This window comes from Sphingobium sp. 3R8 (genome assembly GCF_020166615.1).
In the GTDB taxonomy this organism is placed as follows: domain Bacteria; phylum Pseudomonadota; class Alphaproteobacteria; order Sphingomonadales; family Sphingomonadaceae; genus Sphingobium; species Sphingobium bisphenolicum.
The window spans coordinates 16,861-43,229 of record NZ_JAIQXR010000026.1 but is presented as its reverse complement, the minus strand read 5'-3'; the positions used below and the strand labels follow the sequence as shown (position 1 = coordinate 43,229).

General features: G+C 65.3%; 24 protein-coding genes. 3 read left to right on the top strand and 21 right to left on the bottom strand.

The annotated features are described in order from the left end of the window. Positions 1 to 33 precede the first annotated feature (33 nt). From K9B33_RS20065 to K9B33_RS20040, 6 genes are all read right to left on the bottom strand, one after another. Positions 34 to 1,188 carry a M20 aminoacylase family protein gene (locus tag K9B33_RS20065; protein WP_224550892.1) on the bottom strand — a complete coding sequence of 385 codons (1,155 nt, stop codon included), beginning with the start codon at positions 1,186 to 1,188 and terminating at the stop codon, positions 34 to 36. A 16-nt stretch (positions 1,189 to 1,204) separates the two neighbouring features. Then, positions 1,205 to 1,699, bottom strand: a complete 495-nt coding sequence (locus K9B33_RS20060; RefSeq protein WP_066855158.1) for an Lrp/AsnC family transcriptional regulator — start codon at positions 1,697 to 1,699, stop codon at positions 1,205 to 1,207. A gap of 21 nt (positions 1,700 to 1,720) precedes the next feature. Further along, the gene (locus tag K9B33_RS20055) at positions 1,721 to 3,109 is read right to left on the bottom strand and encodes an aminotransferase class III-fold pyridoxal phosphate-dependent enzyme (RefSeq protein ID WP_224550891.1); all 1,389 of its coding nucleotides are present in this window, start codon (positions 3,107 to 3,109) and stop codon (positions 1,721 to 1,723) included. 142 nt (positions 3,110 to 3,251) lie between these two features. Continuing rightward, complete coding sequence (locus K9B33_RS20050) at positions 3,252 to 4,328, bottom strand: tartrate dehydrogenase (protein ID WP_224550890.1); 1,077 nt, start codon at positions 4,326 to 4,328, stop codon at positions 3,252 to 3,254. Between the two features lie 102 nt (positions 4,329 to 4,430). Next, positions 4,431 to 5,894, bottom strand: coding sequence for an NAD-dependent succinate-semialdehyde dehydrogenase (locus K9B33_RS20045; RefSeq protein WP_224550889.1), 1,464 nt, complete (start codon positions 5,892 to 5,894; stop codon positions 4,431 to 4,433). After that, on the bottom strand, positions 5,891 to 6,763 hold the full coding sequence (locus K9B33_RS20040) for a GNAT family N-acetyltransferase (protein ID WP_224550888.1): 873 nt from the start codon (positions 6,761 to 6,763) through the stop codon (positions 5,891 to 5,893). Before K9B33_RS20040 ends, K9B33_RS20045 begins: the two co-directional genes overlap by 4 nt. Positions 6,764 to 6,967: 204 nt before the next feature. Between K9B33_RS20040 and K9B33_RS20035 the strand changes: the two genes are divergently transcribed. From K9B33_RS20035 to K9B33_RS20025, 3 genes are all read left to right on the top strand, one after another. Beyond that, the gene (locus K9B33_RS20035; protein ID WP_224550887.1) at positions 6,968 to 8,440 is read left to right on the top strand and encodes an aldehyde dehydrogenase family protein; all 1,473 of its coding nucleotides are present in this window, start codon (positions 6,968 to 6,970) and stop codon (positions 8,438 to 8,440) included. A 65-nt stretch (positions 8,441 to 8,505) separates the two neighbouring features. Beyond that, complete coding sequence (locus tag K9B33_RS20030) at positions 8,506 to 8,793, top strand: CopG family ribbon-helix-helix protein (RefSeq protein WP_066609130.1); 288 nt, start codon at positions 8,506 to 8,508, stop codon at positions 8,791 to 8,793. Beyond that, on the top strand, positions 8,790 to 9,077 hold the full coding sequence (locus K9B33_RS20025; protein WP_224550886.1) for a type II toxin-antitoxin system RelE/ParE family toxin: 288 nt from the start codon (positions 8,790 to 8,792) through the stop codon (positions 9,075 to 9,077). Before K9B33_RS20030 ends, K9B33_RS20025 begins: the two co-directional genes overlap by 4 nt. Before the next feature lie 9 nt (positions 9,078 to 9,086). On the opposite strand, the gene K9B33_RS20020 is transcribed toward K9B33_RS20025, so the two are convergent. The 15 genes from K9B33_RS20020 to K9B33_RS19950 all read right to left on the bottom strand — a co-directional run bounded on the left by K9B33_RS20020 (position 9,087) and on the right by K9B33_RS19950 (position 26,368). Next, a complete protein-coding gene (locus K9B33_RS20020) occupies positions 9,087 to 10,220 on the bottom strand; it encodes an NAD(P)/FAD-dependent oxidoreductase (protein WP_224550885.1) in 1,134 nt (377 codons plus the stop codon). Further along, on the bottom strand, positions 10,217 to 11,590 hold the full coding sequence (locus K9B33_RS20015) for an NAD(P)/FAD-dependent oxidoreductase (RefSeq protein WP_224550884.1): 1,374 nt from the start codon (positions 11,588 to 11,590) through the stop codon (positions 10,217 to 10,219). The genes K9B33_RS20020 and K9B33_RS20015 overlap by 4 nt, the downstream gene beginning before the upstream one ends. Further along, on the bottom strand, positions 11,572 to 11,877 hold the full coding sequence (locus K9B33_RS20010; RefSeq protein WP_224550883.1) for a (2Fe-2S)-binding protein: 306 nt from the start codon (positions 11,875 to 11,877) through the stop codon (positions 11,572 to 11,574). The genes K9B33_RS20015 and K9B33_RS20010 overlap by 19 nt, the downstream gene beginning before the upstream one ends. Next, the gene (locus K9B33_RS20005; RefSeq protein WP_224550882.1) at positions 11,874 to 13,697 is read right to left on the bottom strand and encodes an ABC transporter ATP-binding protein; all 1,824 of its coding nucleotides are present in this window, start codon (positions 13,695 to 13,697) and stop codon (positions 11,874 to 11,876) included. Before K9B33_RS20005 ends, K9B33_RS20010 begins: the two co-directional genes overlap by 4 nt. Beyond that, positions 13,694 to 14,521 carry an ABC transporter permease gene (locus tag K9B33_RS20000; protein WP_224550881.1) on the bottom strand — a complete coding sequence of 276 codons (828 nt, stop codon included), beginning with the start codon at positions 14,519 to 14,521 and terminating at the stop codon, positions 13,694 to 13,696. Before K9B33_RS20000 ends, K9B33_RS20005 begins: the two co-directional genes overlap by 4 nt. Next, positions 14,518 to 15,498: an ABC transporter permease gene (locus tag K9B33_RS19995; protein ID WP_224550880.1), complete on the bottom strand. Its 981-nt coding sequence runs from the start codon at positions 15,496 to 15,498 to the stop codon at positions 14,518 to 14,520. The genes K9B33_RS20000 and K9B33_RS19995 overlap by 4 nt, the downstream gene beginning before the upstream one ends. Then, positions 15,498 to 17,042 carry an ABC transporter substrate-binding protein gene (locus K9B33_RS19990; RefSeq protein WP_411974044.1) on the bottom strand — a complete coding sequence of 515 codons (1,545 nt, stop codon included), beginning with the start codon at positions 17,040 to 17,042 and terminating at the stop codon, positions 15,498 to 15,500. The genes K9B33_RS19995 and K9B33_RS19990 overlap by 1 nt, the downstream gene beginning before the upstream one ends. Next, positions 17,039 to 18,322 carry an NAD(P)/FAD-dependent oxidoreductase gene (locus K9B33_RS19985; RefSeq protein WP_224550878.1) on the bottom strand — a complete coding sequence of 428 codons (1,284 nt, stop codon included), beginning with the start codon at positions 18,320 to 18,322 and terminating at the stop codon, positions 17,039 to 17,041. The genes K9B33_RS19990 and K9B33_RS19985 overlap by 4 nt, the downstream gene beginning before the upstream one ends. 7 nt (positions 18,323 to 18,329) lie before the next feature. After that, positions 18,330 to 18,998, bottom strand: coding sequence for a haloacid dehalogenase type II (locus K9B33_RS19980; RefSeq protein WP_224550877.1), 669 nt, complete (start codon positions 18,996 to 18,998; stop codon positions 18,330 to 18,332). Positions 18,999 to 19,236: 238 nt separating this feature from the next. Next, positions 19,237 to 20,163 carry a 2-hydroxyacid dehydrogenase gene (locus K9B33_RS19975; RefSeq protein WP_224550876.1) on the bottom strand — a complete coding sequence of 309 codons (927 nt, stop codon included), beginning with the start codon at positions 20,161 to 20,163 and terminating at the stop codon, positions 19,237 to 19,239. Beyond that, positions 20,160 to 21,200 carry a PepSY-associated TM helix domain-containing protein gene (locus K9B33_RS19970; RefSeq protein WP_224550875.1) on the bottom strand — a complete coding sequence of 347 codons (1,041 nt, stop codon included), beginning with the start codon at positions 21,198 to 21,200 and terminating at the stop codon, positions 20,160 to 20,162. The genes K9B33_RS19975 and K9B33_RS19970 overlap by 4 nt, the downstream gene beginning before the upstream one ends. A gap of 108 nt (positions 21,201 to 21,308) precedes the next feature. Further along, entirely contained in the window at positions 21,309 to 23,459 is a 2,151-nt protein-coding gene (locus K9B33_RS19965; RefSeq protein WP_224550874.1) for a TonB-dependent siderophore receptor, read from the bottom strand. Positions 23,460 to 23,788: 329 nt separating this feature from the next. Beyond that, complete coding sequence (locus K9B33_RS19960; RefSeq protein ID WP_224550873.1) at positions 23,789 to 25,003, bottom strand: DUF1624 domain-containing protein; 1,215 nt, start codon at positions 25,001 to 25,003, stop codon at positions 23,789 to 23,791. A gap of 23 nt (positions 25,004 to 25,026) precedes the next feature. Continuing rightward, positions 25,027 to 25,638 carry a hypothetical protein gene (locus tag K9B33_RS19955; RefSeq protein WP_224550872.1) on the bottom strand — a complete coding sequence of 204 codons (612 nt, stop codon included), beginning with the start codon at positions 25,636 to 25,638 and terminating at the stop codon, positions 25,027 to 25,029. A gap of 1 nt (position 25,639) precedes the next feature. Then, positions 25,640 to 26,368 (bottom strand): HupE/UreJ family protein, encoded by a 729-nt coding sequence (locus tag K9B33_RS19950; protein ID WP_224550871.1) that lies wholly within the window; start codon positions 26,366 to 26,368, stop codon positions 25,640 to 25,642. Between the last annotated feature and the right edge of the window lies 1 nt (position 26,369).

The following is a 26,369-nucleotide window of genomic DNA, read 5'->3' as shown; positions in this document are numbered from 1 at the left end:
GATGTTCCCGCCTGCGCGGGGGCACGCAGCGCTCTAGTCACCTAACGCCAAATGCCGCTCCGCCAGCGCGACATGCAGCCTGATACCCAGTTCCAACACGTCGTCATTGAAATCATAATGCGGATTATGCAGCGGTGCGGACCCCTCCACCTTCGCCTGACCAAGCCAGATATAGGCGCCCTTGCACGCCTGGAGCATGAAGGCGAAATCCTCCGAGGTGAAGGCCGGGTCGGGCGCCAGTTGCGCGACGCCCACCGTCGCTGCGGCGTCCAGCGCCTCCTGCGCGGCCTCCGCGTCGTTGATCGTCGCGGGATAGTAGCGCTGGTAATCGACCGTCGCCGTCAGTTCGCCCGCCAGCGCCACCCCCGCCACGATCTGTCGGATCGAATCCTCGATCCGATCCTGGACGGCCGGATCGAATGTGCGGACGGTGCCTGAAACCGTCACCAGTTCGGGGATCACATTATGCGTATGCCCGCCATGGATCTGTGTGATGGACAGCACGGCCGACGCCGTCGGCGCGATCCGGCGGGACACGATGGCGTTCAATTGCTGCACCAATGCTGCTGCAGCAAATATCGCGTCCGGCGTATCCTGCGGGATCGCGGCATGGCCGCCGCGCCCTTCCAGGCGAATCTCGAACTTGTCGGCCGCGCCCATGATCGGGCCGGGCCGCGTTGCGATCGTGCCGGCCGGCAGGTCGGGCCAATTGTGCAGCCCGAACACCCGGTCGCAGGGGAAACGCTCGAACAGCCCTTCATTGACCATCTCCCGCGCGCCGCCCTGGCCTTCCTCGGCCGGCTGGAAGAAGAAATTGACAGTGCCGTCGAAATGGCGGCTCCGCGCCAGATGCTGCGCCGCCCCCAGCAGCATCGCGACATGCCCGTCATGACCGCAGCCATGGAAGGTGCCGGGCGTCGTGCTGGCATAGGGCAGGTTGGTCTGTTCATGGATCGGCAAAGCGTCCATGTCCGCGCGCAGCCCGATATTGCGCGAAGACGTCCCGTTGCGCAGCACCCCGACCACGCCGGTCCGGCCGATCCCCTCATGCACCTCCAGCCCCAGCGCGCGCAGTTGTTCGGCTATCCGACCCGCGGTGCGATGCTCGCAGAAACCCAGTTCGGGATGGGCGTGAATGTCGCGCCGGAACGCGACGAGCGGTTCGATCAGGTCGGCAATGTCGGTCATGCTTGGAAACTTAGCCCTATCGTTGCTCGCCGAACAGATGCTGGATCGGATAATGATGTTTGATGAAGGGCGACTTGATGACGACATAGCTGAAATATTTCTCGATGCCGTAGTCGCTCTCCAGCATGCCCTCGATGATCGACTGATAATGCGCCACGCCGCGCGTCACGAATTTCAGCAGATAGTCATAGCCGCCGCTGACCAGATGGCACTCGACGATCTCGTCCAGCTTGCGGATGCGCGTCTCGAACCGGGAAAAGTCGCCGGCGCGATGCTCGGTCAGCGTCACCTCGGTAAAGACGGTCAGATATTCGCCCAGCTTGTGCAGGTTGATATGCGCGCCATAGCCGGTGATATAGCCGGCCTTCTCCAGCCGCTTGACGCGGGTCAGGCAGGGGCTGGGGGACAGGCCGACCGCATCGGCCAGTTCGACATTGGTGATGCGGCCTGATTGCTGAAGCTGCGTGAGGATCTTGAGGTCGATCCTGTCCAGTCTGGGTCCGCCCAACATATGCCTTGCTCCCCGTCTATCTTATCCCAGCGCCGCGCGAATATCCGCCTCTTCGAGCAGATCGTCCAGCGTCTTGGCGATGCGGGCGAATATCTCGTCCATCTCGCCGTCCGACGCGCACAGCGCAGGGGCCAGGCCGATGATATTGTCGGCAAAGGCGCGGAAGATGACGCCATTGTCATAGGCTTTGGCGAACAGCCGGTCCGCCAGTTTCAGGCCGGGATCGAACCGCGCCTTCGTCCCCTTGTCCGCCACCAGTTCGATCGCGCCCAGCAGGCCCCGTCCGCGCTTATCGCCGACCATCGGATGATCGACCAACCCCGCCAGCCCGGCGTCGAAGCGCGCGGCGACCCTTTGCCCGTTCGCCAATATGCCGCCATCGGTATAGAGGCGCAGCACTTCCAGTCCGACCGCTGCGCTCACCGGGTGGCCCGAGTAGGTCGCGCCATGGCCGATCGCGACCTCGGGTGCCGCGCCATTGGCGATGCCCTCATACACCTTGCCCGACATCAGTAGCGCGCCCATCGGCACATAACCGGCGGTCAGGCCCTTGGCCAACGTCATCAGGTCTGGCGTCACGCCCTCCGCCTCGCACGCGAACATCGGCCCGGTGCGGCCGAAGCCGGTGATGACCTCGTCCGTGACGAAGAGAATGTCGAGCTGCGTACAGGTCTCGCGCATCGCCTTGAGCCAGCCGACCGGCGGCACGATCACGCCGCCCGATCCCTGGATCGGCTCGCAGAAGAAAGCGGCGACCTTGTCCGCGCCCAGCGCTGCGACCTTGTCCTTCAACTCCTGCACCGACCGCGCGATGATCGCGGCATCGTCGCCTTCCAAGTCGCTGCGATAGGGGTAGGGCGACGCGATATGATGCTGCCAGCGCAGCGGCAGGTCGAACCCGCGGTGGAAATTGGCCAGCGCCGTCAGCCCCGCGCCGGTGCTGCTCGACCCGTGATAGCCGCGCTCCAGCGCGATGCACTGCTTCTTTTCCGGCTTGCCGATCGCATTGTAATAATGGGTGATATACCGGATCGCGCTATCCACCGCGTCCGACCCGCCCAGCGTGAAATAGACATGGTCCAGGCCCTCGGGACTGAGGTCTATCAGCTTCTGTGCCAGCCGCACCGCCGGCTCGCTGCCGAAATGGAAATAGCCCGTCGCATAGGGCAGCCGCCGCATCTGCTCGGCCGCCACCTCGGCGATGCTGTCCTGGCCATAGCCGACATTGACGCACCACAGGCCGGCAAAGGCGTCGAGTAGCTCCTTGCCGTCCATATCCTTCAGCCACATCCCCTTGCCGCTTTCCAGCAGCAGCGCGCCATGCGCTTCATGCCCGCGGAAGGAAGTGACCGGATGGATCAGATGGTCGCGGTCGATGTCCAGAAGGGACCGATTGGAATGCAGCGTCATCTTAGGGGCTCGCCATTGTGGTTCTGAAGTTCAGCCTATCCTTATGCGGCAGGGCGAAAGCCCGATATGGGGCGAATAGGCACCCTCGCCCGCTTTAAACGGGAACCGACGCAGCATATTCTGCCGCGTCCGTTCGCAGCGGTCAGGCCAGTGCGTCGGCGACAGCCCTGCCGCACTGCTCGGTATTCGCCTTGCCCTTCAGGTCGCCGGTGCGCAGGCCCGGCTCGGCCAGCACCGTCTCGACTGCGCGCATGATCGCGGCGGCGGCGTCCGCCTCGCCCAGATGCTCCAGCATCATCGCCGCCGACCAGATTTGCCCGACCGGATTGGCGATTCCCTTGCCGGCGATGTCGGGCGCGGAGCCGTGGACCGGCTCGAACAGCGAGGGCGCGGTGCGGTCCGGATTGATATTGCCCGACGGCGCCACCCCGATCGTGCCGGTGCAGGCCGGGCCAAGGTCGGACAAGATGTCGCCGAACAGGTTGGACGCCACCACCACGTCGAAGCGGTTCGGGTTCAGCACGAACTGCGCGGTCAAAATATCGATATGATATTTGTCGTGGGTGACGGTCGGATAGTGTTTCGCCATCTCCTCCACCCGCTCGTCCCACCAGGGCATGGTGATGGCGATGCCGTTGGACTTGGTCGCCGACGTGACATGCTTGCGATCCCGCGTCGCCGCCAGTTCGAAGGCGTAGCGCAGCACCCGGTCGGTGCCGTGCCGGGTCATCACCGTCTCCTGGATCACGATCTCCCGGTCGGTGCCGGGAAACATCTTGCCGCCGACCGAGCTATATTCGCCCTCGGTATTTTCGCGCACGACCCAGAAATCGATGTCGCCCGGCTCGCGCCCGGCCAGCGGGCAGGGGACGCCAGGCATCAGTCGAACGGGGCGCAAATTGACATATTGATCATATTCGCGCCGGAACTGGAGCAGCGATCCCCAGAGCGAGACATGATCCGGCACCGTATCGGGCCAGCCGACCGCGCCGAAGAAGATCGCGTCGGGATTGCCGATCTGCGCCTTCCAGTCGTCGGGCATCATCTGGCCGTGCTTGGCATAATAGTCGCAGCAGGCGAAATCCTGCCATTTCTGTTCGATCGAAAAGCCATAGAGGCTTGCCGCACGTTCCAGCACGCGGATGCCCTCGGGCATGACTTCCTTGCCGATCCCGTCGCCGGGAATGACGGAGATGGCATAGTTGCGTGAGTTAGTCATAGCCTACTCCCGTTCGCCCTGAGCCTGTCGAAGGGCTTCACTTTTCTGCGAGTACAAGAAATGGGCTTCGACAGGCTCAGCCCGAACGGATGGAAGGACCGATTAAAGTTTAAGCCCCGCAATATGGAACGCCTTGGTTTCCAGATATTCCTCGATCCCCGCATGCGCGCCTTCGCGGCCCAGGCCCGACATTTTGACCCCGCCGAACGGCGCGACCTCCATGGCGATTGCCCCGCTGTTGAGCGCGACCATCCCGGCCTCCAGCCGCTCCGCCACGCGGAAGGCGCGATGCAGATTTTCGGTGTAGAAATAGGCGGCCAGGCCATAGCTGGTGGCGTTGGCCAGCTCTATCCCTTCCTCCTCATGGGTGAAGCGGAACAGCGGTGCGACCGGCCCGAACGTCTCTTCCTGCGCCAGCCGCATGTCCCGCGTCGCCCCGGTCAGGATGACCGGCGTCGCAAACCGGGCACCCGTCGCATCATTGGCCGCCTGCGCGAACAAAGTCGCACCATGCGACAACGCATCCTCGACATGCGCCTGCACCTTCTCGACGGCGGCGACGTTGATCAGCGGGCCGATCGTGCTGCCTGCCATGTCGCCCGGCGCGACCTTCAGCGCGGACACCGCCCTGGCCAGCTTCTCGGCGAACTGGTCGTAGACCCCGTCCTGCACCAATATGCGGTTCGCGCATACGCAGGTCTGGCCTGCATTGCGGAATTTGCTGACCATCGCACTGGCGACGGCGATGTCCACATCGGCATCGTCGAACACGATCAACGGGGCATTGCCACCCAGCTCGAAGCTCACCCGCTTGATCGTGTCGGCGCATTGCCGCATCAGCAGCGACCCCACCCGCGTCGATCCGGTGAAGGACAATTTGCGCACCACCGGACTGGCGGTCAGCGCCCCGCCGATCGCCGTCGGCAGGCCGGTGACGATATTGAACACACCCGCCGGGATGCCGGCTTCCTCCGCCAGCTTCGCCAGCGCCAGCGCGGTGAAGGGGGTCAGCTCCGATGGCTTGACCACCACCGGGCAACCGGCCGCCAAAGCCGGCGCGCATTTGCGGGTAATCATCGCGGCGGGAAAATTCCACGGCGTGATCGCCGCCGATACCCCCACCGGCTCTTTCATGACCAATATGCGGCGATTGGCCTCCGGCGCGGGCACGATGCCGCCATCGACGCGGCGGCCTTCTTCCGCGAACCATTTGATGAAGCTGGCGGCATAGCGAATCTCGCCCTCGGCCTCCGCGATCGGCTTGCCCTGTTCGGCCGTCATGATCCGGCCGAGGTCGGTGACATTGGCCAGCACCAGCGCGTGCCACCGCTCCAGCATAGCGGCGCGATCGCCTGCCGTCCGCGCCTTCCATGCCGGGAAAGCCGCCTCGGCCGCGGCGATGGCGGCCAGCGTATCGGCCTCGCTACAATCAGGCACGGCGCCGATGATCGCGCCGGTCGCGGGATTGTCGACCGGCAGGGTCGCGCCGGACGTCGCGCCGACCCATGCCCCGCCGATGAAGGCGCGTTCGATGAAAAGGGCGGGATTGTCGAGGGTAAGGGTCATCCGAGCGCCTGCGTGGTGAGAGAGAAGGTCGTGACCGAAGGATCGATCACCGGTTGCGGGCCGCGCACCATGCGCACCACCCGGCCGACGCAGGGCAGGCCCAGCTCGTCGAGCCAGCCGCCAAGCCCGCTTTCTTCCGGCACGTCCAGCCGGCAGAACATGCCCGCATTCGATCCCAGCCAGTGCGAGATCAGCGCCTTCGCCCCGCCGCTATCGGGCGCGACGGTCGGTCCGACGACATAGCCCCGGCCGAAGCGCCGGAACAGGGCGAAGCCCACCGGCTCGTTACAGCGGGTGAGCACCACGCCCTGCGCGCCGGGCACCAGCGCATCGAGCAACGCGTCGCGGTCCATGCCGGTCGCGCGGCGCGCCAGGTCATGCAGCGTCGCCATATCCTTGGCGCCCAGCGGGCGCACCCGCTCGTCGGGGATCAGTTCGGCCATCGGCACGGCAAAGGCGGCGCCCTGATGCTGGAACACCGGGCCGATGGTTGCGAACCCCAGCTTGCGATATAGCGGCGCGCCTTCGTCGGTGGCGTTGAGCAGCACCGTGCGCGTGCCCAGATCGCCCAGCACCGCTTCCATCAACCGGCGGCCCAGCCCCATGCCCTGCGCCTGCGGGGACACGATCACCATGCCCAGCGTCGCGGCATCCTCGCCATAGAGCCAGGCCATGGCGGTGCCGATCACTTCCCGTTGACCCTCTGGGCCATCGCGCTCGACGACATAACCGAAACCCAGGCCGAACAGCATCTCCCAATCCTCGATGCGGTGGGGCCATTTCTGTTCGCTCGATAGGGTATGGGCGGCGGCCAGATCCTCGACGGTCATCCGCCGCAGGTCCACCATCGCCTCTATGCCTGTCGCCATGCGTCTTGCTCCTTGGCGGGAAAGGGACGCCCGCCTGCCTCTGTTCGGAATCAATGGCCGGACATTAAGCGCGCGCTTCAAGCATTGGCTGCCGCCTTCGCGCTGATTTTGGAAGATTATCGCGCACATTTTCCCGCGCAACTGCAACAAATGCCGTCACGCCCGCCTATTTTACCAGAATGTCCGTATGAAGGAGATTATGCCGTGGCCGGTTTCAACCCCGATCAGATCAGCCTGCCCCATGCGCATAATTTCATCGGCGGGCGCCGGGTTGCAGGTCACGGGCCGGCCCTCATCGTGCGGCGACCGTCCGACGGCCGGATACAGGCCGAATTGGACAGCGTCGATGCGGACCAACTGGTCGAAGCGGTCGACAGCGCGCAGCGCGCCTACAAGACCAGCGGCTGGGCGCAGACCGATCCGCGCGGCCGGATGAAGGTGATGCGTCGCTGGGCCGACCTGATCGAGGCCGACGCCGCGACGCTCGCCCCGCTCGAAGCCTTGGGGTCCACCCGGATGCTCAAGGAAATCACCGCCTGGGATTTGAGCTACACCGCCGAAACCATCCGCTTCTTCGCCGAATGGGCGGACAAGGTCGGCGGCGAAGTCGCGTCCACCACGCCCGACAAGCTGGGCCTCACCATCACCGAACCCTATGGCGTCGTCGCCGCGATCGCGCCGTGGAACCTTCCGCTGGTGATGGCGGCGTGGAAGATCGCGCCTGCCATCGCCGCGGGCAACAGCATCGTCCTCAAGCCGTCGGAAATGACGCCCTTCAGCATCGTGCGCCTCGCCGAACTGGCGATCGAGGCGGGGCTGCCCGCGGGCATCTTCAACATCGTGCAGGGCGACGGCCGCTCGGTTGGCGATCCATTGGTGCGCCGCCCCGAAGTGGCGAAGGTCACCTTCACCGGCTCCACCCGCACCGGCGCCGCCATCATGGCCGCCTGCGCGGAAACCGGGCCGAAGCCGGTGACGCTGGAACTGGGCGGCAAAAGCCCGCAGATCATCTTCGCCGATGCAGAATTGGACAAGGCGTCAGCCATCGTCGCCCGCGCCATCACCCTCAATGCGGGTCAGGTCTGCGTCGCCGGATCGCGCCTGCTGGTGCAGGACAAGGTCGCGGACCAGGTGATCGATCGCCTCGTCGCCGCCTTCGCCGCACACCGGGCCGGCCCGACCTGGGCGGCCGACAGCACGCTGGGGCCGATCATCTCCGAAGGCCAGCTCGACCGCATGGCCGGCATCGTCGGTCGCGCTGTCGCGGCAGGGGCGGAAGCGCTCACCGGCGGCGGCCGTGCAGCCGCGCCGGAGGAGGGCAGCTATTTCGCGCCGACTCTGCTCGCCAATGTCGACCAGAAGAGCGAGGTCGTGCAGGGCGAAATCTTCGGCCCGGTCCTCACCGTCCAGACATTCGCGGACGAAGAGGAAGCCTATGCGCTGGCAAACGACAGCGACTATGGCCTGGCCGCCGGCGTCCATACCGGCGACATTGGCCGCGCCCTGCGCGCCACCCGTTCGCTGGAAGCAGGCACCATCTGGGTCAACCGCTACGGTCGCAGCAACGACTTCATCCTGCCCACCGGCGGCTACAAGCAATCGGGCATCGGCAAGGATCTCGGCCGCGAAGCCTATATGGCGAACCTCAAGACCAAGGTCGCGCTGATCGAATTCTGATATTGGGCGGGCCGGCTCCATGTGTTACAATGCACTGCATATGCAACACATGGAGCCGGCCCGCCATGAATGAGGCGACCTTCACCTTTCGCGTGGATCAGGAACTCAAGGGCCGCTTCGCCCGCGCGGCCAAGGCGCAGGATCGCACCGGCGCGCAATTGTTGCGCGATTTCATGCGCGATGTCGTACTGCGCGAGGAACAGGCCGAAAGCCATGACGCCTGGTTCCGTCGTCAGGTCGACGCCGGACGCGCATCCGCGCAAGCAGGCCACCTAATCGCCGGCGATGAAGTCGAGGCGCATTTCGCCGCACGACGTGCCGCCACGCTGCGGACATCAGACGGCGAGCGATGAGGCTGCGCTGGACGGCCGATGCCGTCAGGGATCGTGACGCCATTTACGACTATGTCGAAGCGCGCAGCCCGCGCGCGGCGATCAGGCTCGACACGATCTTTTCGCAAAAAGCAGCCGACCTGTCCCGGCTCCCTGCCATGGGCCGGCCTGGCCGGGTGCCGGGAACGCGCGAACTAATCGCGCATCGCAACTATATTCTGGTCTATGACCTGACCGATACGGACGTGCGCATCCTGCGCCTGCTTCACGCCGCGCGCCTGTGGCCGCCACAAGAGCGGCGCTGACTCGAGGAATCAGCCCGCCGCAAACCGCCCGATCCGATAGGGTTCCATCGGAATGTCCGTGCCGCCTTTCGCGATGATCTCCGCCATCGTTTCGCCCACGCCCGGCCCGATCTGGAACCCCGACCCGGAAAAGCCGAAGGCGTAATAGAGGCCGCTGGTCGTCGCGCTCGGCCCCATCACCGGCTGGCTGTCGGGCATATAGCCCTCGATGCCGGACCAGACGCGGATGATGTTGAGCTTGCCCAGCGACGGCGCGAGCCGACGGATCTGCCGCAACTGGCTCAGTGTATTCTGCGGTTCGACATAGGCGCGATACTGGTCGGGGAAGGACGGGCCGCGGGTGCTGCCCCCCAGCACGATATTGCCGCGTGCGACCTGACGGAAATAGACCGTTTCTTCCTCGATCGGCGTCATCACCCCGACCGCGGGCAGGATCGCATAAGGCACAGGCTCGGTCACGCTCATATTCGGCCCGCGCGGCACGATCGGCACCGGCTCTCCGAACTGAGACGACAGCGCATTGCCCCATGCGCCCGCCGTCACCAGCAGGATCGGCGCCCGGAATGTCCGTCCGTCCGCAGCCGTGACGATGAAATCCTCGCCTATTTTCTGCGCATCCACGATCTTCGTGTTTTCGTGGATCACCGCGCCCAGTTTCCGCGCGGCGCGGGCGAAGGCCGGGGCGGCGAGCCGGGGATTGGCATGGCCGTCGGTGGGCGAATAGGAGCCGGCCAGAACATCCGGCCCGAAAAAGGCAAATTTGTCGCGCAGCGCGTTGCCGCTCAGCAATTCCAGGTCCAGCCCTTCCAGCCGCGCCTGCGCCGCATAGTCCTCCATCGCCCCCACCAGTTCGGGCCGTTCGCGATAGCAGACGCGGATATGCCCGGACTGGAGATATTCGACGTCCGCGCCCAGCAATTCGCGCGACTGGCGCCAGATGGCGATAGCGCGATTGGCCAGCGGCAACTGGTGAATGCCGCGTCCCTGCCGCCGGACATTGCCGAAATTGGTGCCGCTCGCCTGCCGCCCGATCAGGTCGGTTTCCAGCAAGGTGACCGAGATGCCATGCCCCCGCAGGAATAGCGCGGCGGACGATCCCATCAACCCGCCGCCCACGATGATGACGTCGCTGGCGGCGCTCATTGTCCGTCTCCGATCGCGATAGGCAGCGGCTTGACCGGCGCCTGTCCGCGCAGGCGGCCGACCTGTTCCACCGGCACGCCGGCTTCGGCTGCGATCAGTTCGGCGGCAGCCAGCCCGCAATAGCGTCCCTGGCACCGCCCCATGCCGACCCGGCTGAACGCCTTGGCGCGATTGGCTTCCTGCGCGCCAGTTTCGCGCATCACCGCCCGCAGGTCGCCCGCCGTCACGCCCTCGCAGCGGCACAATATGGCGTCGTCGGGCAGGGCTGGGGCCTGTCGGGCGGGCCATGGAAAGGCCTTCGCCAGCCCGCGCGCGAACCTGGCATATTGGCCAACCTCGCTGCGCAGCGAGGTCATCTCGCCCTTGTCGACCGGCAAGCCAAGATCGCCCAGCGCCGCGAGCGCCGCCAGCCGCCCGCTCGCCTCGGCCGATCGCGCGCCCAATATCTTCGCGCCGTCGCCGGCCAGATAGACGCCCGCCACGCTCGAACGCCCGTCGCCGTCGCGCTCCGGCAACCATTGGCGCGTGCCGGGGTCGAAGGCGAAGGCGCAGCGCGCCAGATCGGCCAGTTGCGTCTCAGGCCGCAGATGATGGCCCATCGCCACCGCATCGCAGGCGATCGTTTCTTCACGGCCTGATCCGGCAAAAAAGCGCACACCGCCGACGCCGCTTTCGGCATCGCCCATGATCTCGACCGGCGTCACGCCATGCTGCACCATTACGCCCGCGCGCTTCAGCGTCCGCGTCAGCGCCACCCCGTTCCACAGGACGGAGGGCATCGCCAGCAAATCCGGCAGCGCCTTCAACCGCGCGCCGAACGGCGACGTATCCAGCACCGCCGCGACATCCGCACCGGCCTCCACATATTGGCTCGCGACCAGATAAAGCAAAGGCCCCGATCCCATGAACACGACCTTATGCCCGATCGACACCGCCTGGCTCTTGAGCGCCACCTGCGACCCGCCGAGACTATAGGCCCCCGCATAATGCCAGCCCTTGACCGGCATCAGCCGATCGGTCGCGCCGGTGCACAGCAGCAGCGCGTCGAACGGGATAGCCTCCTGAACCGTCGCACTCGCCGTCCAGACATGATCCTTGGCGATATTCCAAACCAGCGTTTCGGGCCGATAGTCGATCGCCGCTTTCAGTCCGTCGAACGTCTCATGCAACGCCTGCGCCCGCCCGGCTTCCGTGCCGTAGAGTTTGGCGTAGGGCCGGGTAAAATTGTCCGGCTGGCGGCGATAGATCTGCCCGCCGTCGCGCCGCCCTTCGTCGATCACGGTGGGACGGATGCCGGCCTGTACGCAGGCCTGCGCCGCGCGCGTGCCAGACGGGCCTGCGCCGACGATGATTATGCGTTGTTCGGCCATGACGCCCCCGGCTGGCTGGTGACGATGCTCTGGCCCGATGCGGCCAGGGTGGAGCAGGCGCGCAGGCGATCGCCGCTTGTCGTCCATACCCAACAATCCTGGCATGCCCCCATCAGGCAGAATCCCGCCCGCTTCTCCGGTCCGAACTCGCTCTGGCGCAGCGTGCCGCCGGCGCTCAGCAGCGCGACCATCAGCGTGTCACCCTCCATCGCCTCTACGGCGCGGCCGTCGACATACAGGGTCACGGGCGGGCGGTCGGTTTCACCCAGTCGAACGAACCGGCTCATGACGCGATCAAGCTTTCATCTCCATGATGGCATAATATGCGGCTGACCCCGGCCGATCCCTTGTCCAGCGGATGGCGCGGTGGCGGGGTGATGTTGCACAGGCCGTCCACGCGCGCGGCGCAGCGCGGCAGGAAACGGCAGAGGTCGGGATGGTCGCCCGCCGCGCCGATCGGCGGGGGCGCAGCCCCGGCATGGCTTTCCTCCAGCCAGCCCGCGCGCATTTCCGGCACCGATCCGATCAGCAGGTCGGTATAGGGATGGAAGGGGGCGGTGGCGAAGGCCGCACGCGGTCCCGTCTCGACCATCGTCCCCGAATAGAGGACCAGTATGTCGTCGCAAATCGCCCGCACCGTCGAAATATCGTGGCTGATGAACATCGTCGCGATCCCCAGTTCGCGGCGCAGCTCCGCCATCAGCTCCAGGATCGCCGCGCCAACGACGGTATCCAGCGCCGACGTCACCTCGTCGCAAAGGATGATCTGCGGGTCGGCGGCCAAGGCCCGCGCCAGATTGACGCGCTGTTTCTGCCCGCCCGACAGGCCGCCGATATTGCGGTCGATCAGGCTGGCCGGCAGGCGGATGAGGTCCAGCAGTTCCAGCACCCGCAGATGCGCGGCATTGCCCTTCAACCCGGCATAGAAGGCCAGCGGCCGCGCCAATATCTGCCCCACGCTATGCGCGGGATTGAGCGCCGTGTCGGCATTCTGGAACACCAGTTGGATACGGCGAAACTGCTCGCGGCTGCGCCCGTCCAGCCCCGGCGGCAACGGCTCGCCATCCAGCAGCACCTGCCCGCTCGCCGGGGGCAGCAGCCCGGCGATGACGCGGGCTATGGTCGACTTGCCCGATCCGCTTTCGCCGATCACGCCCAATGTGCCGCCGCGCTCGATCGTTAGATTGATGTCGCGCAGCACGGGCACGCGCGGCAGTCCATCCTTGCCGATCCTGCCATAGCCGGCCGTCACATTGCGGATTTCCAGCAGCGGCGCGGCGGCGGGCAGGGCGACCTTGACCGGCGTCGGCCGGATCGCCGGGCGCGCTGCGGCCATCAGCGTGCGGGTGTAGTCGTCGGCCGGCGCGTGCAGGATCTGCGCCGCCGCGCCCGCCTCGCGGATGCGACCCTGGCTCAACACCACGATCTGGTCGGCCATCTGCGCCACCACGGCCAGGTCGTGCGACACATAGATGGCGGTCGCCCCGCGCTCCAGCACCACCGCCTTGAACGCGCGCAGCACTTCGATCTGCGTCGTCACGTCCAGCGCCGTGGTCGGCTCGTCCAATATCACCAGTTCGGGATCGGTGATCAGCGCCATCGCCGCCATCAGCCGCTGCAACTGCCCGCCCGACAACTGGTGCGGATAGCGCGTGCCGATCGTGTCGGGGAAGGGCAGGGCGAGCGCGCGGAACAGATCGACCGCCTTCGCCTCCGCCGTGGCGCGCGGCATCAGTCCATGGATCATCGCCGGTTCGATCACCTGATCCATGATCGTGCGCGACGGGTTGAACGCCGACGCGGCGCTCTGCGCGATATAGGCGATGCGATTGCCGCGCAGCTCTGCCAGCGCGCTGCGGTCCAGCGTCGTGATCTCCGCGTCACCTACGCGGATGCTGCCGCCCGCGATGGTCGCGCCCGGCCGGGCATGGCCCAGCAGGGTCAGTGCGATCGTCGTCTTGCCCGACCCGCTCTCGCCGATCAGCGCCAGCACCTCGCCGCGTTGCAACGCGAAATCGATGCCGCTGACGATCGGAAAGCTCTCGCCCGCCGCATTGCGCGCGGTCACGGTCAGGCCTTTGACCTCGACATGGGGCTTTTCCATCATCGGCCTTTCCCCCGTCCCGGCAGTGCATCGATCAGCAGGTTCACCCCCACCGTCAAAGTCGCGATCGCCACCGCCGGCGCCAAAATCGCCAGCGCCCCTTCGCCCAGCCCGGAAATATTCTCGCGCACCAGCGAGCCCAGATCCGCGTCGGGCGGCTGCACGCCCAGCCCCAGAAAGGACAGGCCCGACAACAGCAGCACGATGAACACGAAGCGCAGTCCGAAATCGGCGAGCAGCGGATGGATCATGTTGGGCAGGATTTCGGCGATGGCGATATGGAACCGCCCCTCGCCACGCGCCCGCGCCACCTGCACATAGTCCATCTGCGCCAGATTGACCGCCAGCGCGCGGGCGATGCGATAATTGCCCGGCACATAGGTGATCGCGGCGATCAGCAGCAGCAGCGGCAGCGACGACCCGAAGGCTGCGACCAGCACCAGCGAGAAGATTTTGGACGGAATGGAGATCAACATGTCCATGAAGCGCGACAGCGGCTCGTCCACCTTCGCGCCGCCGACGGCCGCGGTCAGCGCCAGCGCCGTGCCGGTCGCGCTCGCCAGCATGGCCGCCGCCGCCGCCAGACCGACCGTATAGCGTGCGCCTGACAACAACCGGCTCAGCACATCGCGGCCCAGATAGTCGCTACCCAGCCAATGCGCGGCGGATTGCCCGTCGAACACGTCATAGGCCACGAACGCGCCGACCGGATAGGGCGCCAGCATCGGCCCGAACAGCGCTACAGCCAACCAGAAGAGGACCAGCGTCAGGCCGACCTTGCCCGACAGCGGCAGGGCTTTCGCCCGTTTGAAAGCGGAAGCGATCATTGTGCGCGCAGCCTGGGGTTGGCGAGGATCGCGGTCACGTCCGCGATCAGCATCAGGAGGAGATAGGCCGCGCAAAAGATCATGGCGCAGGCCTGGAGCAGCGGCATGTCGCGGCTGGTGACGGCATTGACCATCAGGCTGGCGAGGCCGGGATAGTTGAAGATCGTCTCCACGATCACCGCCCCGCCCAGCAGGTAGGACAGGCTCAATGCCATGGCGTTGACGATCGGCGCGATCGCATTGGGCATGATATGCTTCAGCACCACCTGCACCGGCGCGACGCCCTTCAGCACCGCCATCTCGACATAGGGTCGGTCCATCTGGTCGATCACCGCCGCCCGCGTCATCCGCGCCATTTGCGCGATGACGACGACGCTCAATGTCAGGATCGGCATGGCGACCCCGCGCAGATAGTCGCCCCATCCCATCTCTTCGGAAGCCAGCGCGATGGAGGGCAGCCAGCGCAGCTTCACGGAGAAGATCAGCACCGCGATCGTCGCCACCAGAAATTCCGGCACCGCCACCATGGACAAGGTGGCGATATTGAGCGCCCGGTCGATCCTCCCCCCCTGGTTCATCGCCGATCCGATGCCGATCGTCAGCGCCACCGGCACGGCCACCAGCGCCGTCAGCGCGGCCAGCAACAGGCTGTTGGGCAGGCGGTCGCTGATGACTTCGGACACCGGCATGTTGGCGACCATCGACTGGCCCGGATCGCCGCTCACCATCCCGCCCAGCCAGTCGGCGTAGCGGACATAGGCCGGGCGATCGAGACCCATTTCATGGCGCAGCGCCGCGACCTGCTCCGCCGTGGCGCTCTGCCCCAATGCTTCCTGCGCGGCGTCTCCGGGCAGCAGTTGCGCGATGACGAAGATCGTCACCGACACCAGAAGCAGCGTCAGCAGTGAAGAGGCGAACCGCTTGGCGATCAATGTCAGCGCGGCCTTCATGCCGCTCTGGGAGGATGCGCCCGCCATCAGCCTTCCCACCATATATGTTCTGCGAATTGATAGCCCATCAGGCCCCCTAGCGAGACGGGATACATCCCCTTCAACCGCCGGTCGTAACCATCGATCAGGCTGATGAAGACCGGGATGCCGACGCCGCAATGATCGTGGACCAGCCCCTGCATCTCGCCATAAAGCTGCTTGCGCCGCGCTTGGTCGGCTTCGCCCCGCGCCTCCAGCAACAGCCGGTCGAAGCGCGGATTCTGCCATCCGCTCTCGTTCCAGGCGGCATCGGATTTATAGAAGAGGCTGAACAGCAGGTCGGCGGTCGGACGTGGGTTGGTGTTGCCGAACCCCAGCGGATGCTTCATCCAGTGGGTCGACCAATAGCCGTCCGCCGGCACCCGGTTGACCGCCAGCTTCAACCCCACCCGCGACCCATATTCCTGCAATATCGACGCCATATCGACCGATCCGTCCGCGGCGGGCGAGGCATAGACGGGCAGGCGCACGCCGGTCAGGCCCGCGCGCTGCAAATGCCATTTCGCCTTGTCCAGGTCGAGCGACCGCTGCGGCAGGTCGGCGCGATAATAGGGGTGGAAGGGCGGGATCGGCTGATCGTTGGCGATCGTCGCATAGCCGCGATAGAGCGCCCGTTTGATCAGCGGCCGGTCGATCAGATATTTCATCGCCGCGACGAAATGCGGATTGCCGGTCGGCAACTGCCGCTGCTGCATGATGAGGTTGGTGTAGAGGCCCGACTGCGTTTCCAGCAGCGCATGGCCACGCGACGCCATGATCCGCTTGGTCGACCGCGGGTTGACCGCGATCACCAGATGGACGTCACCCGACAGCAACGCATTGACCCGGCTGACCTCGTCGGGAATGCCGATCAATTCGATCTCCTCCAGATAGGGTTTGCCTGGCTTCCAATAGTCAGGATTGCGCCGCGCCAGCGTCCGCACGCCGGGCCGGAACTGCGCGCACAGATAGGGTCCGGTGCCGTTGGCGGTACGGAAATCGCGTGTTCCGGCCCGCAGGATCAGGAAATGGGACTGCGCCAATATGGTCGGCAAATCCGCATTGGGCCCGGTCAGCCGGATGGTCAGCTCATGCCGCCCGGTCGCCTTGACCTGCGCGAATTGCTCGGCGATCTGCGCCATCTTGGAGCCCACCGCCGCATCCTTGTGCCGCAGCAGCGACCAGACGACATCGGCGGCGGTCAGGTCCGCGCCATCATGGAAGGTCACGCCCTTGCGCAACCGCACATGCCAGTCGGTCTGATCCGTGCTTTCCATCCGTTCGGCCAGCGCCGGACGTGCGATCAATTGCCGGTCCAGCACGGTCAGCCCGCTATAGAACATATAATGGCGCACATAGTCGGTCGACAGCGCGCCCTTGGCCGGGTCCAGCGTGTCGGCGGTCGAGCTGGACAGGCTGGCGACACGGATGCGCCCGCCCACTCGCGGCCTGCTCGCCGCCAGCGCGCCGTCGGGCAGCAGCAGCCCGGCGCCGATGCCAAGGCCCGCGCCGATCAAGTCTCGCCGGGAAAAGGGCGACATCGCGTCCATCAATGGATCATATCCTGCCATTTGTACCACAGGCCCACCAGCGGCAGGAACCAGGGCTTGCCGAAATGGCCGGGCACGCTCGGCCAGTCGAGGCCGGCCCAGGGATTGGCGGCCGGCTCGCCGCCCATCACCCGCGCCATCTGCTGCCCCATATAGGTCGCCATCTGCACGCCATGGCCGCTATAGCCCATGGAATAATAAAGCCCGTCCGTCTCGCCCGCGCGGGGCAGGCGGTCGGCGGTCAGGTCGACCATTCCGCCCCATATATGGTCGATGCCCACGCCCTTGAGCGCGGGGAACATCTCCCCCATCGCCTGCTCCAGGATCAGTCCGCTCTTCGCGTCCGATCGCGGGTCGCTGATCGCAAAGCGCGCCCGCCCGCCGAAGATCAGGCGGTTGTCGGGCGCCAGCCGAAAATAATTGCCGATATTCTTGCTGGTCACATAGTTGCGTCGTCCCGGCAGCAGCCGGTCGATCAGCGCGTCGTCCAGCGGCTCTGTCGCGATGATGAAACTGCCCACCGACACGATCCGCCGACGGAAAAAACCAAAGGGGCCAACAGCCGGCGCGCCACCGGTAGCGACCAGCAATTGTTTCGCCGTTACCGTCCCGCGCGACGACGTCACGCGCCATCCTTGCGGCACGCGCTGAAAATCGGTGACGTCGGCTTGCTCGTAAATCCGCGCCCCGGCCCGCGCCGCCGCCTCGGCCAGCCCGACCCCGAACCGGCCGGGATGGACCTGCGCGCTGGTCGTCTGGATCAGCGCGCCGTGGAAAGCATCCGATCCCACTTCGTCACGTATGCGCTCAGGCGGCACCAGCCGGACATTCTCGTCCACTTCGGCGGTCAGTAGGTCGTGCGCACGGACCAGCTTGTCATAATGAGCCGGCTTGGCCGCCAGCTTCACCCGGCCGCAGCGGTTGAAGCTGCAATCGATGCTCTCTTCGCGCGCCAGCCGCTCGACCGTATCGACGGCGTCGCAATGGGCGCGATAATAGGCTTTGGCGACATCCTTGCCGAAACGGGCGGAGAGCGCGCCATAGTCGTGAGCCGTGCCATTATTGCACTGGCCTCCGTTGCGACCCGAAGCCTCCCCGACGACGCGCCCCTTTTCCAACAGCACGACGCTGGCGCCGCGCTTGCTCAGCGCCAGCGCCGCCGACAGGCCGGTAAAGCCGCCGCCGATGATGGCGACGTCCGCCGTGCCTTCGGCCGCGCCCTCCGCCCCGCCCATGAAGGGCGGCGCGCTGGCGAGCCAGTAGGAGAGGGGAGAGGCGCCCATCCGGGGTTTACAGGCCGACGACCGCGGGCAGGCAGCCGATATGGGGGATTTCGACGTCGCGATAGAAGGGGTTGGACGGCTCATGGCCGCGACCCACGAACACGCGGCATCCGAAATGCAGGTCGGTGGCCGTGTTCTGGTCATACCGGAAACTGGAGGAGACGTGCATCATATCCTCCGGGTTCGCGCCGAGCTGATCGAACATATATTCGAACGCCTGCATCCGCGGCTTGTACGCCTGCGCCATCTGCGCGGTATAGACCGCATGGAAAGGCGCGCCGAGCATGGCGACATTATGATGGATCTGCTCGTTCATTGCGTTGGACAGGATGACGAGCGGAATCTTGTCGCCGATCTTGGACAGGCCGCCGGCGACATCGTCATGCGGACCCCAGGTCGGGACGGCGGCATAGACCGCGTCGGCATCGGCCTCATTATAGGCCACGCCCCATTTCTGGCAGGTGCGGCGCAGCGAATTGCGGATGATCTCCTGATAGGGTTGCCAATCGCCCATCACCTGGTCGAAGCGGTAGGCGCTCCAGTCCTTGCAGAAGGCGGGCAGTTTTTCCGCATCGATGCGATCGGCCATGAAGGCGGTCGCCATCTCGGTCATGCGGAAACGGGTCAGCGTGCCATAGCAGTCGAAGCTGATATATTTGGGCCGGAAATTGGGCATCGGCGGAGCGTCCTTTGCGGGTTCTATGATTGGCCCTCGGGGCCGTGTGACAACAGCATTACGACATGGCAGGGCCGGAACATGCATCCGATTGGCTCGGGTCGGGGGGCAGATTCCGGCCTTTTATGGCATGGCATTCGGCATCATTAGCCGTGCCGCTTTCGTGCGTGCGAATATGGCCGGATGATAGCTGAAAAGCCCTGCGGCAGACAGTTGCGCGGCATGGAATGTCGCACCTTCAATAGCCCCGGTCGCGCGTGACTTCGCCGTCCATCGGCTGGCCGGCAGCAAAGCGTCGGATATTGGCGATCAGCGCGCGCGCCGCCCCATCCGGGCGGGTCATGCTCGCGACATGGGGCGTCAGCAGGATGCGCGGATGCGTCCAGAAAGCATGGTCGGCCGGCAGTGGCTCCGGCTCGGTCACATCCAACACCGCGCCCGAAAGATGCCCGTCATCCAGCAACGACAGCAGATCATGCTCCACCAGATGTCCGCCGCGTCCGACATTGATGAGCGCCGCACCGCGGGGCAGTTTCGACAGATGATCCCGGCACAAAATGCCGCGCGTCTCGTCGGTCAGTGGCAACAGGCAGAGGAGGATGTCGCAGCCCGCCAGAAAGCGCGGCAAAGCCTCTTCGCCCGCATGGCAACGCACACCCGCGATCGCATGGGCCGACCGGCTCCATCCCGACAGGGCAAAACCGAACGGCTGCAACGCCTGCAACACCGCCTGGCCCAGATTGCCCAGCCCCATCACGCCGATCCGCCGCTCGCCCGCGGGGACCAGCTTGATCGGCGCCCAGCGCGCGTCCTTCTGCGCCTCGCGATAATCGATCAGGTTCCGGTGCAGCGCCAGCACCGCCATCGTCGCATATTCGACCATGCCGGCCGCGATCCCCGGCTCGATCATGCGCACCACGCGGACATGAGGCGGCAGCGCGCGCATGTCGAACTGGTCGATCCCGGCGCCGATCGAAAAGAGGACGTCCAGTTTAGGCAGGCTGGCGATTAACTCCGCCGAAGGTGCCCAGGCTGCGAGGTAGCGGATCGCGGCGGGATCATGCGGCTGGGTCGGATCGACGAAGGCGATGTCCGGCGCGTCCTCCGCGAAAATCGCACGCCAGATGCGGCCGCGCGCGGGATCGGAGGTGTAGAGCAGGGTCATGGCATGGCCTTTCGGACGGGACGGCGGCGCTGGGCGGCAGCCTGCCACCAGAGGATCGGGCCGGAAAGGGCGAGCGCCGCCAGCGTCAGCGCGACAATCAGCAAGATGGCGGGACCGGCCGGGCCGATCACATCGCCGCTATGGATCGGCAGCACCGTCATCCACAGCGCCCCATTTTGCTCGGCGCGCGTCGCGCCGACGATATGCGGCCGGGACAGGGTGACGATGGCGCGATGCACCGCGCGCGCATTGCGTTCGGGCGCGTGGAAATTGACGATCAGCCGGTCGCGCTCGATCCGCAGGTCGCGCAGCGCGCTGTCGGGAAAGGCGCTCTGCGCCAGCGACAGGCTGCGGTCGACCGCGGCCGCGGGGACGGCGACCGCACTCGGCGCCGCGCTGGCGTCGGCCAGTTCGGGCAGGATCAGCAGCAGGCCGGTTCCGGCGAGAATGACCAGGAAAGCGGCGGCGACCACGCCGACCGTGCGATGCGCCTGCCGCAGCACCAGCCGCGGGGCCAGCGACCAGCGGATCGTCAGCGCCTTGGCGATGTTGCGCTTGGGCCACCAGAAAGCGAGGCCGCTCGCTGCCATGGTCAGCAGCGCCAGCGCGTTGAGCGCGATCATCGCCATGCCGGCCTTGCCCGCCATCAGCCGATAATGGATCTGCAGCGCGGCCTCGACCGGAAAGGTTGACATACCGCCCGCGCGCAGCACTGCGCCACCGGCCGGATCGATCGAGGCATAGCCGGTGCGCCCCTGGTCGTCCGCCAGTTGCGCGAACCAGGTCGCGCCGTCTCTGTCGGGTGCGAACAGGCGGACGACATGCCGGCCGGGCATGGTCCGGTTCGCCTGCGCCACCGCTTCGCCGGCGGAGATGGCGGGACCGATCGCCCGGCTGGTCATGCCTGCCGGATCGATCGCCCGCGCCGCCGGTCCGCGATAGAGCAGCAGCGCGCCGGTCAGCGCCTGCACCAGCAGGAATGCGGCGATGGTGAGGCCCAGAATGCGATGGATGCGAAGCCATGTCGGCCGGGTCATGCGAGCGCCTCATGCGGCAGGAAAAGAAAAGGCCGCCGACGTCCCGGAGCTTGGAGGGAGGAACGCCGGCGGCCGATCGGGACAGGGCGGCGTCCCGAATGTCAAAAGTCAGAAGTCAAAGCTCGCCCGCACCGTGAACTGACGCGGCGTGCCCGGCTGTATCCACAAGGCCGCATAGGAGCTGGCATAATATTTCTTGTTGAAGACATTGTTCACATCGGCGGATAGCTTGATCTGGTCGGTGATGTTGAACGACCCCAGCACCTTGGCGATGGTATAGCTCGGCAGGAAGAATGTGGTCGCGGTTTCGCCCAGGCGACGGCCGACATGGGTCACGCCCGCACCCAGCATCGCCTCATGATCGCCGATCGAGAAATTCTTGAACAACAAGGCATTGCCCTGATGCTTGGGAATGTTGATCAGTGGGTCGCCCTTGCGGATCGGCGCAGCGAAATTGGGGTCGAGCGCGTTGGTCGCCCAGCCCGCATCGGTATAGGCATAGGTTAGGAAGAGTTCGAAACCGGCCGGCAGCTTGGCGTTCATGTCGAACTCCACGCCCTTGCTCTCGGCCGCGCCGACCGGCTTGGAAAAGCCTGCATTGACCGGGTCTGTGGTCAGCACATTGTCCTTCTTCATCTTGTAGAGCGACAGGGTGCTGGTGATCCGGCCGTCGGGCGTCACGAACTTGGCGCCGATCTCATAGGATTTGCTGGTTTCCGGCGCGAACGGCTGACCGTCGAAGCCTACGCCGCTATTGGGGCGGAAGCCCTTGCCGTAGCTGGCATAGAGCGAGACGCTCGGGGTCGGTTCGAACACCAGGCCAGCCATCGGGCTGAACTTGGTGTAGGAGGCGCGCGGGTTGGTGCCGTTCAGGCGCAGGTCGATGTCCTGGCTGAAATCGTCATAACGGCCGCCAAACCGGATTTTGAACTGCTCGGTGATCTCGATCTGGTCCTGGGCATAGATGCCCCAGGCCTTTTGAATCTCGGTGGCGTTCTGGATGACGGTCGTGGGCGTGGGTGCCACGATATCGTAATTGGGTTCGAAGATATCGATCGCATAGGACTGGTCCGCCGCGCTCGGGCGATAGCGGGTCTGGAAGGTCTTGATCTTGAACTTGTCCCAGTCCGCGCCGATGCGGATATTGTGGACGATCGATCCGGTCTCCAGCTTGCCGCTGATTTCGCCGCGGAACACCATATGGGTGGTGCTGTAATCGCGGTATCGACGCTGGCGCGACAGGGTACGGCCGTCATCGTCGAGCCGCTGGCGGCCCAGCACCAGTTCAGGATCGCTGGAAAAACCCTTGAATGTCGTGTCCTTGTAACCCGCGCCCAGCATCAGCGTCCAATCGTCGCTGAAATCATGCTGATATTGCGCCTGATGGCCCAGCACCTCGACCTTGGTCGGGCCGTCATTGGGGTTGCCCAGGAAGCGGCTGTTGGGAATCGCGCCCAGCTTGTAGCTGATCGTTTTGTCGGCATTGATCGTCGGGATCGCGACCACGCCGCGTTCGAACGGCACTTCCTGGTTCACATATTCCAGTTCGTAGGTGAAGATGTCCTTCTCGGACAGCTTCGCCAGGAAGGACGGGGTCAGCGTATATTTCTGCGTCTCGACCGTGTCGCGGAAGCTCTCCGCCTGTTCGGACGATCCATTGATGCGCACCGCGACGCTGTCGCTCAGCGGCAGATTATAGTCGGCCTCGACCCGGTAGGTTTCAAAGCTGCCGCCGGCAATGGCGAAGTGGCCGCCTTCCTCGAAGGTCGGCTTCTTGGTCACGATGTTGATCGTGCCGCCCGGCTCGCCGCGCCCGAACAGCGCCGAATTCGGTCCTTTGAGCACCTCGATCCGCTCGACGTTCGACGCATCGCGCGGGCCGCCATAGCCGCGGCCGCCGTTGAAGCCGTTGACCAGGAAACCGCTGGGGAAGTTCTCGTCGCCGGCAAAGCCGCGGATCGCGAAACTGTCCCAAAGGCCACCGAAATTATTCTGCTTCGACACGCCGCTCGCCAGTTCCAGCGCGGTGTCGAGCCGGGTGATGTTGAGGTCGTCCAGCAGCTTGCCTTCCAGGAACTGGACGGCCTGCGGGATTTCCTTGACCGGCGTGTCGCCGAAATATTGGCGTTTCAGGCCGGTGACGACGATTTCGCCGTCCGCGGCCGGGGCGGCGGGTTCCTGGGCCTGTGCGGCGGATGAAAGTGCGATGGCGGCGGTGCTGGCGACGAAGGCCAGACGAAGGGCCGATGATGTGCGCATGATGCTATCCCCTTATGAAGTCGCTGTTCCCGAATGTCCTGCGAAACGGGGACCGGCTGGTCTTCTTCTTGTTTCCCGCGCGGATGTTTGCATCCTGTCGTCGGGGCCGGCCCACGGGGTGTTTTCGACCACCTCTTCTTGGGACAAGGCTAGGTTGAGTTACGGATATATTACGTCAAACTTGGCGCATGGGACGGCGCAAAATTGTGAATCGCGGGGCGCTACGGCATGAAAATGCTGCGTTCGATTGCTGCGTTCGATCATGCAAAAACCCCCGGAAAAGGCCGCTTCCCGGAGAAAGCGGCCATATGGTCTGAAGGCTGTGGCCTTCAGAGATATTTGAGCCACCAAATGTCCTTGCGGCGCTGCTTCAATTGCGCGAACCAGCGGGTGGGGAAGTAGAGGACCGGGATCAGGATGAAGACCCAGATCCACACCCAGCGCAGATGGTCGACCCCGAAAACCGTGCCCTTGGTCGGCCCGTAAAGGACCAGCGCCACATTGTAGATGATCTTGAGCACATAGAGGTGCAGCACATAATAGAACATCGGCGCGCCGCCCAGCAGGGCCAGCTTCGGCATCAGCGCACTGCCCTCATATCGTTCGAACAGCGCGAGCAGCAGGCATCCCGTGCCGATCGTCGGCATGAGGAACAGCAGCGACGGCGGATATTTGGTGAGCGCCAGGAAGCTCATCATCGTGCGCAGCGGGGTTTGCGCGACGAACCAGGGCTTGTCGCCATAGATGTTGAGATAGCGGATCAGGACGAAACCGACGATCAGGCCAAAGCCCAGCATCGCCAGCCGTCGGATGCGCGGCTGCGGGTCGGTGCCGCGCGCGAACCAGGGACCGCAGGCGTAACCCAGCAGGATCACGCCGATCCAGGGCAGGATCGGGTAGGTGGTCTTGAAGACGGTGCCAGCGATCTCGAACTTTTCCCGCTGGTGCAGGATGGCCCAGGGAATGAAGAAGGGCGACTGCGCCGTCAGCCGGATCGGATCGAGCAGATTGTGCAGGCACACGATCGCCAGGCCGATCGCGAACTGCGCCGGGCGGGGCAGGTGCAGCAGCGCGGCCAACGCGACCATGCTGATCCCGATCGCCCAGATCACCTGCAGCCAGATCGCCGTCGGCGGAAAGGCGGGCGCCTGCGTCGGCCAGGCATAGCCGACCACGGTAAACTCCAGCACGATCAGGAACAGCCCGCGCTTCAGCAGGAATGCCGACACTTCGGCCTTGCTGTGCGACTGGCCATAGAGCCAGGCGGACAGGCCCGTCAGCGCAACGAAGGTCGGCGCGCAGAAGGTCGACAGGAATCGGGTGAAGAACAGGCCCGGATCGGTCGTGTTGGCGTCCACCGGATCGGTGACCTGCAAATGCAGGAACCATGTCTCGCGGACATGGTCGACCAGCATGAACAGCATGACGAGCCCGCGCAGCGCGTCGATGGCGATCAGGCGCGTGCGCGCCTTTGCGGCGGCCACCGGCGACGTCGCGCCGGGGCTCAGGCCTGTCAGGAGCGGCTGCGCCGCAATGCTGTTCATCTGTCTATCCCTTCCCTGCCTCTTCACTCGCCCTTGGGCAGGAAGAGATCCTTGTAGAAACCGACCGTCTTGACGGTCACGGTGACGGGCGTTTCGCCCTTGTTGCGGAAATACCAGCCATGGGTGCCGTCGAACGGCGCGGTGAAGTCGCCCTGGCCGCCGGTCATGTCCAGTTCCTTCCAGTAATCGGTGAACGCCCCGTCGGTGGCGCCGGCCTTCTCGCCATGCATTTCCGCCTTCACCGGGCCGCCGGTCGATGCCCATGTGAAGATGAAACTGTCGCCCTTGGTCATATGCGCCTTCACTTCCTGGCCGCTATGCGGCGCCAGGGTGATCGTCATTTCATCCTGCCGCCAGGCCGCCGGCTTGGCGATGGTCGCCTTGGTCGGGATCGCGACGTCGGTCGGCGCGGCGGCGTCCGGGACGGGGGCGGAGTCGGCCGCTTCGCCGGCCACCATGCCATTGAGGCCGATGGCGCTGCCGACGCCCGTCGGATCGATGCCATATTCGGCGGGCAGCACGAACAGGGTGACGATGGCGATCGCTGCCAGCGCGGCCCCGCCGGTCGCCTTGGCGAGGGTGGCGGGCGAGGGGCTGATGCGGGGTGGGAGGGCGGATGCGCTTTGCATGGTCATGTCAGGCACCTTGGGTGAAATAGCCGGCCAGTTGATAGCCGATGAGGACGAAGCCGGCGGTCATCAGCGCGGCGTTGGCGAGGATGGCGCTGCGGTTGAAGCTGGGTGACAGGCGCCACAGGTTCATCAGCAGCAGGATGATCGTCAACGCCATGAACTGCCCGAGTTCGACGCCGACATTGAAGCTTATGAGATTATATATCATTCCATCGTTCGCCAGTGTCAACTCCTGCAACTTGGTCGCCAGGCCGAAACCGTGGAAGAAGCCGAAGATCAGCACCGCCGCCTTGGGATTGGGCGACACGCCGAACCAGGTCTTGAACCCGTCCAGATTGTCGATCGCCTTGTAGACCACCGACAGGCCGATGATCGCGTCGATCAGGAAGGGGTTGGCGCGGATGTCGAGCAGCACGCCCAGCAGCAGCGTCGTGCTATGCCCGATCGCGAACAGCGTCACATAGGCGCCGACATCCTTCATCCGGTAGAGGAAGAAGATGACGCCCGCCAGGAACAGCAGATGGTCGTATCCGGTGACCATATGCTTGGCGCCCAGATACATATAGGGGATGATGTTGATCCCCGACGCGCCTTCGATGAAGGCCTTGTCATTCTCGTTGACGCCATGCGCCCAGAGCGATGCGCTCATGCAGGCGAGGGCCAGTCCCAGGAGCAGCAGCGCAACCCGCCGCACGCCTGGAAAGAAAAGCGGGGGGCGGGTTGCGCTATGCATG